This window comes from Thalassotalea ganghwensis (assembly GCF_053485795.1).
Window position 1 is genome coordinate 72,193 of sequence record NZ_JBQRUM010000004.1, and the last position, 12,444, is coordinate 84,636.

Genomic DNA, 12,444 nt, shown 5'->3' on the forward strand with positions numbered 1-12,444 from the left:
TGAATTGATTCAAGAGTAATATTAGTATTATCAGGTGTTGCAGAAGACAAAGACTTTTCTCAAAGTAAACATCAAAACGCGAAGTTTATCAGTTTACCCTGAGAAATGCAGCAGATTGGATAGGCGTTAGCAATTAAATTCTAAGATTAAACGTGATAACCAGAACGCAAATGTTTATCTATCGCAAGAAGGACATCGCTTCTTGATATGGTTCCCAATAAACTTCCTTCGTCATCGACGACCGGATACACTTTCGGCTTGTTTTGGAGCATTTTCTGACCAAGCTCAATAATACTGTCATAGGGCTTTACTGATAAGACATCTTTACGCATCAAATCATCAACGGTAAAGGTTTGTTGATTATAATAAGTCGACTCCAATAACTTAGAAAGAATGTCACTTTCTGATAAAAAGCCAACAAGTTGATGCCCTTGATCAACGACTGGCCCACCAATTTGTTTGGTTTTTAAAAATCGCAAAGACGCTTCCGCTAATCCCATATCAGGATTAAACGTTACCGGATAATGGTTCATATATTCTTTGACTTGTAATGATTCCATAAATTTTCCTTTAAACTAGCGCAAAATTAACTATTCATCACATTAAACATAGACTGAATTAGCTATTAATTCCTATATTTATCAAAAAATTGTTTAAATAATCCTTTGATTACCACTTTACTAAGATAACGGTATTGATAAACCATTAAGACGCTGGTTTTTCAGGTGGCTTACTAAAAACTTTCCACGCTTGCGTGTTATACAGTGGTACTGTTGACAATGAATGGTGATGACTACCACTGGACTCTTTTGTTGAATAAGAAAGGTAAATTAAGGTTTGGTGCTCTTGATCATAAATACGACGAACTTTTAGGCTTTTAAATAGAATACTTTTCGATTCACGAAAAACTATTTCGCCATCTTTAGTCTTGTCAATTTTGTTAATTTGTTCCATGGTAATTTCTCCTGTTTGTCGACACGCTATCGACATATCAGAAGGATCGGAAAAATCTAAATTGGCTTCAACATGACTAATATGACAGGTTACCCCTTTAACAATTGGATCTTGCTTTGCCACGACAACGACATCCTTGGTTGTAAAAAGACCGAGGCTTACCTTGCCAACATCGTCAGAACAACTCATTAAGCCGATGAATACCATTACGAAACATATTCCCCGCTTTACGTTTTGGTGGATCTTTAACTGCATGAATTATTCCTCTTAAATGATTACTTAAGCAAAGGGTGATCTTCAGGTAGTTGTTTAGCTATCCAAAGTGCGAGTTTATGTTTCATATTTAGCAAGTTCTCTTCGCTTTCTGGCAGCGGATGAACTAATTTATCTTGCACGAGTAAACGATAAAGCACTTCAACTTTTTCTTTTGCTGCATCCGTTGCAGAGAAACCTGCATAGCCTCTATTTATGGCATATTTTTCACCAATCATAATCGCTTTTTTTAATAATGCTGACTCATTTTTTATTTTTTTCATCGACAGTCTCCAACAGATTGCAAACAAATAAATTTAATAAAGCGAGTCCAATCATAGGTTATGATGAACCCGCTTTTTAGCGCGTATCCGATTAATCAAGATAGTTAATATTGCCGCCATTTAACCAGGCATTTGTGACATATCCATGTAAAAGGCGTTCAGTTTATTGCCGTCAAGGTCACGAAAATAACCCGCGTAAAAACCTGGCATTTCTTGACGAGGTCCTGGTTTTCCTTCACACGTCCCCCCAAGCTCTATTGCTTTTTGATAAACTTTATCTACATCTTGTGGTGAGTTCATCACTAATGCAACCATAACCCCATTGCCAACTGTTGCAGCTTCACCATTAAATGGCTTAGTGATACTTAATGCGGCTTGCTCTGGAGAAGTTGCCCACGCAACAAAACTATCAGTTTCTAAAAATCTACCTGCGCCAATACAGGCAAACAGTTGATCATAAAAGTTGCAAGCGTTGGCTAAATCATTAGTGCCAAGTGTAATATACCCTATCATCATATGTTCCTTTTTAAGTGAATGGACTAAAAATTATCTAACATTTGCTTATTAAAATCTGTGATGTCGATTGATAAATCTTTTGACTGTATTTGTCGTTCAACAGCCGCTAGTTCTTTTTCTAAATGGCCAATAGTTATGGTGTTATCGTCAAGCTTTAGTAAAGATATTTGTGTTGAAAAATAATACTTTAATATTGTTAAAGCGGTTATATCATCTTTCATTGCTGCTGATTTTATACTTTTTAACTTTCGATAAATTTGGTTATTAATTTGTTTTAACTGCCAAACAAAGTAGACCTCTTTAAAAAAATCACTATGTTTAAGGCTATGCAAGATAGCAGCACAGGCCAACAATGCTAAAATAACCCCTAATAAATTAAATCTAAAATTTGTTTCACCTTGAAGTGATTCCGCCAGCGTTATACCAAAAAAGTGGATAAAAATAGCGCCAAAAGCGACAGATAATAAAGCAAAGGTCGCGATAAAACCGACAATAATCATATTAAGATTTTTGCGATAAACCGCTTTGTTAATGGTATTGATATCTATATTTTTCATGTTTTATGCTTACGGTAATTACAATCCAGAGTTTCTTTTGACACGAGCTTCAACCGCATTACACCAGATTGCTTTACTAGAAACCACCTTTAACGATTGTTTCGCTCGTGTAATACCAGTATAAAGGAGTTCTCGAGAGAGCATATTGTTTTCATTCCTTATTGGTAGCACCATCACTAGGTGTGAAAACTCGCTACCTTGTGTTTTATGAATCGTCATTGCATAAACGGTTTGGTAGCGTGGTAAGCGAGAAAGTAATACACCATAATACTCTCCATGTTGACGCTCAAAAAACACTTTAAATGAACCATTCTCTTGCCGCCAAACTATCCCTATATCACCATTGTATAAGTCCAAACTATAATCATTCTCAGTGACCATAATAGGCTTACCATGATAAACCTGCTCTGCGTATGACTTACCCTGTAAAATAAGTTCTACTCGCTCATTTAATTTTTCTACACCAAACTCTCCAACGCGTGTTGCTGACAATATTCTAAATTGATTTAGGATATTAAAAGCTTCATCTAATGACTTAACGCTTAATAGCGGTGCATAATATTGTTTTACAATCGCTTCAAGCCAGGTAAAACTTTCTGGAGAATATACGACGTTGTGTTGTTCAAGTAGCGACCAACTTAATGCGGCTTGGCTCTCAATGACGAGAGTTGCCAATTGCCCTACTAACCCTTTATCGTCAAAGCGACGGCTTTTTTGCAAAAACGTGACGTGATCTTGACCAGATTTGCTCACCGGAATTTGTTCGTAACCTGTTACTTCTTGTAGATAATCACGATTTGCTTTGGTAAAACCTTTAAACGGCCTTGGCGCCAGATCAGCTAAAATACTGCCAACAGCTACAGACGGTAACTGATCGGCATCACCTAACATTATTAATTGAGTATGTGTTGGTAACGCTCGAATAATACGCGCCATCATGGGTAAATCAACCATCGATACTTCATCTACGATTAATACGTCAATTGACAACAAGTTTTCTTGGTGATGACGAAAATTTACTTGATACGGAATTACGCCTAACAAACGGTGTATAGTTTGTGCATTCGTCGGTATTTGGGCAAGGATAGAAGCATCAATTTGTCCTTCGAAGCCCTTTATCGCTTTTACTAAAGACTCGCTAAGTCGCTGAGCCGCTTTTCCGGTCGGAGCAACTAATGCAATCGTTAAGCTTTTATTAAATGAAAGGCTAATAATTGCGGCTAATAATTTCGTTACTGTGTACGTTTTACCCGTACCTGGTCCTCCCGCAATAATCGAAAAGCGCTTGTTAATCGCGTTAGCAACCGCGAGGTGTTGCCAATCTAATTCTTCACTTTCGTTACTAAACAACGTCGATAAGTGTTGTTTAACTTCAATCGTATTTTCTAATTGCTGGTCGCTTTTACTATTATTAACATAGCTACGCACTTCTTGCTCAAACAAATAGTAACGTCTGAGATAAAGATTATCATTTGCATAAACTAATGGCTTACCAGCCTCTGGGCGTATTGCTAAGTTCTCTAATAAAGCTGTTAATTCAACTAACGTAGGTAATTGGTAACCTTGATGACTCACAATACCATTTGCTTGCGCCATAAAGCCAACGCGTTGCGTAGCGACCTCTTTTAATGACAAACAACTATGGCCCTGTCGCATCGCCATACTCAATGTGACAACAAGATGAAAAGTTTTCTCGCTTATCTGCGCCTCGCTTTCGACCTTATCATCGGCAGTGGTGTTAACAAGCAGCTCTGTCAGCTCCTTAGCCAGAAAATAATCAATAGCGCTGATACCGTATAGTTGTGTACTTGCTTGTTCAAAATATGAATAAGGTAAAGGATTTGATGATACTGCGAGTGTATTTACCACTTAACCTCCTCATTATCCTGTTGCGAGTCTTTGCTAGTTTGAACATCTTGATCAGTAAATAACCGATCAAGCGCTAGCAGTTCTTCTGGGGGTAAATGACAAAAATAAACGCCTTCATGGTGTTTATTTACGGGCGACATGCCACGTAAATAAAGGTATAAGCAACCACCGAAATGTTGTTCAATTTTGTAATTGGCTAGCTTTTGGCTTAAATAGCGGTGCAAGGCAACACTATAGATTAAATACTGAAGATCATAGTGATGGTGTTGTATATTTTCAACTAAACACTCTTGCCGGTAATCTTCAAAGCAATCACCTAAATAATTACTTTTATAATCGGCAATGTAGTACTTGCCCTGATATTCAAAAATCAAGTCAATAAAGCCATGCATCATTCCATTGAGTTGCTCAATGTTAGGCAACATTGGCCGTGTTAGCAGCACATCTTTTGCAACTAATTGTTTATTAATACGAATACGATGATCGGACAGCAGTTTAACTAAATGACGAGTCAAAACCGCTGTCAACGGAAAATAAAACTCACACTCTCGAATAGATTGTTGAAACGAAACATCTGACAATGAAACTGAGTTATCAATAGTGTCAGTGTGAAAAAGCGGTGCATTAACAACGTCTATTAACCATTGCATTAAGTCATGCTCAGTAAAGCCATCTAGTTCACCAAATTTTAGTAGCGGATTTTCCATTGCTTGAGAAATACTACTCTCACTGTCATTAACGCGTTCGAAATCCAAGTTTTCTAGGATATCATGGAGTAAATTACCGGTTCGTGCCCCTTTCTCTATATCAAAACGAATCGATTGAGATGGCAACACCTGAGTCAATTCCTCTTTAGCTTCAATACCATTAGTATCTCGATCAGGATTAGACACGCCTATATCAACAATATTACGACTTAATGAACTAAATGAACTTAACCACCAGTTTCTTTCGATCGAGCCTTTAAAAAGTGCTTCCTGCGCCTCAATATTCGATTGCACGTGTTCATCAACACGAAGAGAAACAACCGGCTCACTTATTAGCTCTAGGCCCATATATTCTGGCTCATCGCTTACCAAGCACTGTAACGCGTTACCTAAATTTTGCGGTTCGTTAAGGTTCAGGGTCTGTCCTAACGGTGAACGATGGGCATTATCAAAGTTGGTGGTTAAAATGTAGCAGCGCTGCTCAGCACGAGTTATTGCAACATAAAGTAACCTAACCGTTTCAGCATAGTGCTCTTCTGCCATAGCAGACTTTGCGTGTTTATTAGCATCTAAGCTCAATAGTAGTTGCCGTTGATTATCGTGATACTCTATAAGTTCGACGTTTTTCACCCCAACTTTTAACGGATCTTTATGTCTTGTACTAAACGGTATGAAAACAACAGGATATTCTAAACCTTTCGAGCCATGTTGAGTGATTATCTTTATCAGGTTTTCTTCACTTTCTAACCTAAGTTCAGCCTCATTTTCGCCGCCTTCTTGCAGCAATTGTTGTTCAAACCAAGCAAGCAATTCTGTCGGTTGTCGATGTCGCTGACTAGCCGATTGCAACAATTCAAACAGATGCAATACATTGGTAAGCTCTCTGTCTTGCTGATAGCTAAATGACATCAAATCATGCAACAGACTAATCGCCATTGTTATGAAGCTTTGGCTAGACCACATTTGACGGTAACAAGAAAATTTATCGACATAATATTGCCAAGACGCTTCATCACTTGTCACCTCAACAAACTTTAACGGAGACAACTGTAAGAGCTGACTGGTTAGCGCCGCGTTAAACTGGCGTTTATCTTCAAAATAAACAATTCCTTTCAACAGCAATAATAATTGTTTGCTTTGTGTGCTTTGCCACAAATTTGCTCGATTACTGAGATACACACTGGCTAAATTTGCATTTTGTAACGCGACCTTAATATCTGCGGCTTCAGTACCATCGCGTACTAAAATAGCGATATCTTTAGACGCTACAGATGTCTCATTCAACAGTGTCAAAATTTCATTCGCACACCAAGTCGCCATTTGGGTTCGAAAACTTTGAGGTTGTTGTTCACCACTAAAATGAATAAATTGAATCGCTTTATAGCGATTATCTAAGTTAGCACTGTCTGCAGTTTTTGCTGCTTTAACCGGTTGATATTCAATGCCGTATTTAAAAACGTCTTGGGCGTCTTTGTTTAATGGGTTGCCATAAAATAATCGATTATAACCAGCAACAACTCCTGGAGAAGAACGCCAATTTGTATCCATTACCCAATGATGTTCACAAATATTTCTCGCTTGTAAGTACGCAAAAACATCGCCACCGCGAAAACCGTATATTGCTTGCTTAGGATCGCCAATGAGATAAAGTACTGTTGATTGATGATCACAATAAATAGCCGATAAAATACTAAACTGGAGCGGATCCGTATCTTGAAATTCATCAATCAACGCCGCGGGGTACTGAGTTGCGAGCTTTTCGGCTAAAAGCTTTGATGTTCCCGTTGGTTTATCATCGTCACTTAGGCGGTCTGCTAATACACCAATAAGATCGTCAAACGTTAACATATTGGCGGTTAACTTTTGGTTAGTAACCTTTTCTCTAATCTGATAAATACCATTTTTAGCAACCTTAAGCGCTTGTGCTTTGCTGAGCTTAATAGGCAGGGTTGCTAATGCCTTGCTTAATTGTTGGCAAGGGGAAAAAATTTGCTTAAGCGCTTCTTTGTGGACTGACTTAGAAAAGCGTTTTCCGTCAATAAACGCTTTAGGAAATGGCGTTTCACTTACTGAAAAGTCTTGTTGAACAGTGATTAACCAGTTTTTTAACGCATCAAGTTCTTCAATTCGTTTTTGTTTATCAGCACCCTTTTTTACATCAATCAGTGTCTCAATTAATAATGCATGGTTATTATTTAGCTGTTGTAATGCCAGCCTAACTAACTCAATAAAACCTTCTTTAACCTCACCATCAGATAATGCACTCAAAGGAGCGCGATGGTTTATTGCTTTGAAAAAGGCCTGGATAAATGTTTCGGGTGTTGGCCAAAACTGCGCCAATACTTGATAATCTTCGGGATTCTCGTTAGCTAAATTTCTAAACCAATCTTGGCAACTTTGAACAACTAGGTCTCTTGCGTCAACTTCCATCGAAGCATTAAAAGACACTCCGGTTAGAAAAGCATGTTGACTTAATACACGCTTACAAAACCCGTGAATGGTAAATATTGCTGCTTCATCTAAATTGATCAATGCTTGATGTAGAACCTTAAGCCTTTTATCTGCGGATACTTTTTCATTTAGGCTAGTAAAATATTGGTCTTCGTTAACTAAAGTATCCCAATCTTCTATTGCAGTGCGAATAAAGCTTTCGATACGCCCTCGAATTTCTTCGGTTGCATCTTTAGTAAAGGTCATCACCAATATTTGCTGTACCGTTAGATCCCTTTCTAGCAATAGTCTAAGGTAAAGCCTTGTGATGTTATACGTTTTACCTGTTCCAGCGCTCGCTTCAATTAAATGTCGCCCAGTAAGCCCTATCGTTGCAGCATTTAGAGAGTTAATCATGATGACTTAACCTCTTTAACCTTTGAAAACACGGGTTCAAATAATGAAAATAAAATTGGTTGTAAATGCTCCAATTTGGGCGATTCAGGCCAGAAATAACGAAGATAAGGATCAAGTTGGTAAACACTGCGTTCATCATGCCATAAACTGTCAAGCTGGGCTTGCTCAAAAGATTTTGCTTTTAACATGGTTTCAGCAATGCCTGCATAGTATGGCTTAGGTGAATGGATACCTTCAATATAATGAGAGAGCAAAGCGTTAAGCGCCTCCCTAGGCTGCTCGACTTCTTCCACTCGAAAATGATTTACCTTTTGCGCCTTAGTATTAAAATAAAATCCTTCACAAGTTGAAATTGGCATTTCCAACCCGCTACCACTCTCTTTCAAGCACTGAGTTAATAAATGACTCAAATAAAGCTTTAGTTTGTCTTTTGCTTTTGCTGAAGTAGGCCTTGCTAGAACAATTCGTTGGTCGCATACCGGTAATGTTGCTTGTATAACAACCTTAAATTCTTGACTTTCAGCGATTGAATTTTTATCAAAACAAGGCAACACAAGGTGGCTTTCAAAAATCACCGGTACCGTTTGGAAATTGTTACCAACATGCGTTTTAATGACAGATGCTAAACGCTCGCTATCTGATGCTAACTTATCCACTTGAGCTTTTGTAGTTGGTAATTCAGGCAAACGACCACTTAACATCGCAATCAATTTTTCATGCTCGATAGCCAGTCCTATCTTGTTTTCGTTAACAACTAAATTTTCGTTTAAAAAGGTATCAGCTAGTTGGTAACTGTCTAGATAATCGATAACAAAAGGCTCATTATCTTCTAAATAGTTTTGTTTATTATCTAGCACAAGGTTCAATTGATTTTTAGCAAAATAACGTGCTGGATTTTGGTAGAAGTTAAGTAAATCTTCTAAGGAAACCATTAGGGTTTCTTGCGCTAATGGCATAAATAATTCTGTTTGTTTAGCCTTTGAATCGTCTTTTAGATTAGAAATTTGCTTTCCTAAAGCTAACCAACGCGAATCAAAGCCTGGAAATGACTGAACAAAGTTCCTTACACTGTAGGGTTGCATTGCTAACTGTCTTAAACAGTTTGTAGATGAGACTGCATCTAAATTGGGGGAAAATTCCCAACCAAACCCTTTGGTCAAATAACTCATCAACTCTTTTAAAACAAGTGATGGTTCCCTAACCGCATTATTCTTAATACTTCGACCTTGGTAACTCAGATATAACGATTGGCGTGCTGAGATTATTGCCTCTAAAAAGAGATATTTATCATCCCCTCGCCTAGAGCGATCACCAAGTTTACTTGGAGACACTGACATTAAATCAAAACCAAAAGGCTGGCGTTGTCTTGGATAATCGCCATCATTTAAACCTAGTATTGCGATGATCTTAAAAGGAATACTGCGCATCGGTAACATAGAACAAAATGTCACTTGTCCAACCATAAACTGACGACCAGCATCAGCAACGCTAAAATGGCTGTGCAAGAAATCATTTATGACACTTAAGCTAATTTTTTCTTCAAAAGCACCATGGTGGCAATACTCGACAAAGCTATCGAGCACTGAATTAATATTCTGAATATCAGGAAAACTCGCTGAGACAAGCAATTGCTGACTAAGAGTCGTTAAAAACTCATGCCATTGCGAAGGCGTTCTGTGCTGACTCATTTGTTTGGCAAACCATTGCAAATGTTCAATAAACAACATCAATTGCCCAAGAACAATAGCATCACTACCTTCAACATCAGCCAGCAACACGCTATCTTGAAAAAGCACATTTTCATCTTGATAGGCAAAACCCTGTAATAATTTTGAAAATCCAAACTGCCATGTGTACATGTTACTAGCGTTATTGGTATCCAAAATTTGTTGTTTTTGTTGCTGATCTATTCCCCAATGAACACACGCTGCTTTTAACCAATGGCAACACTTGTCGATATCTTCATCACTAAAACGATACTTCTCTTTGATCACTGGTATATTCAACCAAGCAATTATTTTAGTGACATTAAATCGATTATCCGGTAATGCTAAAAACTCTAAAAATGTCGCAACGATTGGATCGCTATCTTTACTGATACGATCGGAAATAGAGCACGGTAATGGCGGTAGTTTTCTTGATAAATCATGCCAACCTTGAGCAAAAACTGCTTGTACATAAGGCGCATACTCTTCTACCTGCGGACACATCACCAAAATGTCTTTCGGTGTTAATGATGGATCATGATTAAACTGATGTAATAACCAATCATGAAGCCCTTGAACTTCTCTTAATGGGCTGTGGGCACTGGTAAAGACAATAGATTCATCGATCAGCGGTTGAGCGTTTAAAGACCTATTATTAAGGGTTAATATGTCTTGTTGTACTAACTCCAACACACTGTTTTTTTGCGCTGATGTCTTTTCAAAACCAGCAGAAAAATCATCAAAAACCTCAATGTCTATTGTTGAGTATTGCTGCAATAACGCTAAAAATTCACGCCCTTGCTGACCAAGATTTGCCAGCAAAGGATTACCAATCAGCTCGCTGAATTCATCTAGGTTATCTGTCCACTGGCTGACAAGGTTTGCCGCTTGTTTTTGTGTTTTTATTTCCCCCCAGTAGTCAAAACAGGGATTGAGATGGAAAAAGTGCACTTGACTGAACTGACTCAACTCATGAATAAAAGAGAGCCACATTGGCGCCATCGCATTAATACCAAAGAACGTAATTCTCTCGGGAATAAACTGTTGAAATTCGGCCATGTTGGCTATGGCACTTTCCATCATCGTTTTTGGGTTATAGGGAGCTTGCTCTGTTAATTTTAGCCAAAGTGCTCCTTGCCATGACGCTAAACTTTGAAACTCGCTATCTCCGGCCAGGTGCTCTCCTTTATACCAAGCATCAATCCATTGTGGTCTATATATCAAATATTGTTCGTATAAATCCGCAAGCTGACAGGCTAATTGATAACGATGCAGTTCACGCTTTTCTTGATTATACAGAGAATTATTCCAATATCGATTAACGGTTTGATAGCGCTCATCATTGGTCACTATTGGCTGCGCAAGTATTGAATATATCCGCCAACAAAGCGCTTCCCTTGAATAAGGAGATTGCTCAGGTACTTTTTCCTTACTGGCCAAAGACCTCATCATTTGCCAAAGAAATTGAGCTGGAAGCATGAATTGATTATTCATACTCAGATTTCGACGAGTCGCCAAGGACATATTCAGCCAATGTTGCATCCCTGCATTTTGAACAATGATGTATTCTTTGCTAAATACTGGTAGCGGCGCAACTTGATGGACTTTATCGAGTAAGACCAATAAATTTTCCATTTTGTTGGCAGGATAAAGATGGATCAATGGGACATATTTCTTATTAATTTCCTGTGAGAAAATTAAACCATAGCCTGTAATCGATAGCCAGTTAAAATCTCGATATTATTAGAGCTTGTTGATCTTTGCTGTTTGTTTTTGCAGCGATTTAGACGCCTTTGATACAAGACAGTGTCACTGTTTCATAGTTCTTCTATTTGAATTGACGTTACACAGTAGGAATGGTGTATAAACACTGTCCTACGGATTCGTTTAAATGTGCTTTGCCCTTTGTTGCAAGGATTTTACATAAAATAACTATGCTACATTCCTTGCGCCGTGGTCAAAACACATTTAACTCGAACAAAAATCAAACATAAAGGTTCAACACGCTCTATATTTTGTCTAGGGTCAGTTAACCATTGTTTAAAATTTATGCTGACGGATAAAATGACCTAAATCAAGGAAAAACATAAAAGTTTAGTGGACTCATCGATTAGTTTTTAATGAAGAGTAAGGTCACTTTAACGTCAGTCCTTCGTGTAGTAGCTAGATTTTTTATGTCTTTCGACGTTGATCATAAAACTTTATTTGGAATCTCTACACGACGACTGTTTAAGAACTTATGAAAACATGTTCTTTGGCTGCAATAACAACCTTTAAAAAACACACTACAATAAACACTTTATGACCAATAAGCCTATCGAATAAAGTCGAGATGCTCTTGATAATATTGGCCTACAATTGGAACGAGATATTGCTGCCCTCTAATGGCGCAGCACAACGCGAATAACCAATAAAGTGCCAAGATAAAGTTAATCAACCAACCTATTAGCGGGATAAATGATAGCGCTGCAGCAGTGACAATCAAACCCAGCGATTGCTTTAAGTGAAAGCGTGCAAATGGTGAATGATGTCGGCCATACAAAAAGATAGCAACTAACCACCCAACTACTGTTACATAACTCAATATTGCAACGACTTTTGCCATGTCATACTGAGGGTGACTCTCCGTGTGAATATGCGTCATATCGAATACTTCTATGATAACTGCCTTAACTTCAAGTTAGCGAACCATGGCCACTTGATCAACTACATAAATAGTGCAAATACTTTAACAGAGTTACATTTAGTTACA

At 38.0% G+C, this 12,444-nt stretch carries 9 protein-coding genes; all 9 read right to left on the minus strand.

The features are described 5' to 3' along the window. Positions 1-146: 146 nt before the first annotated feature. The 9 genes from ACSLUH_RS05440 to ACSLUH_RS05480 all read right to left on the minus strand — a co-directional run bounded on the left by ACSLUH_RS05440 (position 147) and on the right by ACSLUH_RS05480 (position 12,336). Positions 147-560 carry a CBS domain-containing protein gene (locus tag ACSLUH_RS05440; RefSeq protein WP_448565285.1) on the minus strand — a complete coding sequence of 138 codons (414 nt, stop codon included), beginning with the start codon at positions 558-560 and terminating at the stop codon, positions 147-149. 145 nt (positions 561-705) lie between these two features. Further along, positions 706-1,161, minus strand: a complete 456-nt coding sequence (locus ACSLUH_RS05445; RefSeq protein ID WP_448565462.1) for a CreA family protein — start codon at positions 1,159-1,161, stop codon at positions 706-708. Positions 1,162-1,229: 68 nt separating this feature from the next. Then, positions 1,230-1,490 (minus strand): DUF5062 family protein, encoded by a 261-nt coding sequence (locus ACSLUH_RS05450; protein WP_448565286.1) that lies wholly within the window; start codon positions 1,488-1,490, stop codon positions 1,230-1,232. 120 nt (positions 1,491-1,610) lie between these two features. Further along, a complete protein-coding gene (locus ACSLUH_RS05455; RefSeq protein WP_448565287.1) occupies positions 1,611-2,006 on the minus strand; it encodes a VOC family protein in 396 nt (131 codons plus the stop codon). Positions 2,007-2,029: 23 nt separating this feature from the next. Continuing rightward, a complete protein-coding gene (locus ACSLUH_RS05460; RefSeq protein WP_448565288.1) occupies positions 2,030-2,563 on the minus strand; it encodes a DUF3087 family protein in 534 nt (177 codons plus the stop codon). Positions 2,564-2,581: 18 nt separating this feature from the next. After that, a complete protein-coding gene (gene recD, locus ACSLUH_RS05465; protein ID WP_448565289.1) occupies positions 2,582-4,432 on the minus strand; it encodes an exodeoxyribonuclease V subunit alpha in 1,851 nt (616 codons plus the stop codon). Beyond that, positions 4,426-7,986, minus strand: a complete 3,561-nt coding sequence (gene recB / locus ACSLUH_RS05470) for an exodeoxyribonuclease V subunit beta (RefSeq protein ID WP_448565290.1) — start codon at positions 7,984-7,986, stop codon at positions 4,426-4,428. The genes recD and recB overlap by 7 nt, the downstream gene beginning before the upstream one ends. Next, positions 7,983-11,354 carry an exodeoxyribonuclease V subunit gamma gene (recC, locus tag ACSLUH_RS05475; RefSeq protein ID WP_448565291.1) on the minus strand — a complete coding sequence of 1,124 codons (3,372 nt, stop codon included), beginning with the start codon at positions 11,352-11,354 and terminating at the stop codon, positions 7,983-7,985. The genes recB and recC overlap by 4 nt, the downstream gene beginning before the upstream one ends. A 652-nt stretch (positions 11,355-12,006) precedes the next feature. Further along, positions 12,007-12,336 (minus strand): DUF4870 domain-containing protein, encoded by a 330-nt coding sequence (locus ACSLUH_RS05480; protein WP_448565292.1) that lies wholly within the window; start codon positions 12,334-12,336, stop codon positions 12,007-12,009. Positions 12,337-12,444 lie beyond the last annotated feature (108 nt).